The 232-nt window shown below is 38.4% G+C and carries 1 pseudogene; it reads right to left on the bottom strand.

Annotated elements, in window-relative coordinates:
* Positions 1–232, bottom strand: a pseudogene (locus ACFILO_RS09785) (hypothetical protein); the annotation flags it as partial.

Genomic DNA, 232 nt, shown 5'->3' with positions numbered 1-232 from the left:
ATCACCATAAACGTCTACAAAAAAGCTTTTCACTTTACCGTTTTCATAGACCCTTGCATTTTGAAAAACGCATGCGTTATCGTAAACCCAGCAATTTCCGTCATGAGAGAGGTTATCTTCCTTCTCAATAAAACCACCAAGATCACCAGCCTTGACATCACCAAAGTCTCTTAATGCACGAATGCGATAAAGTGTAACATCACCAACTTGTTTGGTTTCATTTGTAAATCCA

This window comes from Bartonella sp. AP72JLCBS, assembly GCF_042195705.1.
In the GTDB taxonomy this organism is placed as follows: domain Bacteria; phylum Pseudomonadota; class Alphaproteobacteria; order Rhizobiales; family Rhizobiaceae; genus Bartonella.
Note: the sequence above shows the minus strand (reverse complement) of the source record. Positions and strands in the feature narration are given on the sequence as shown.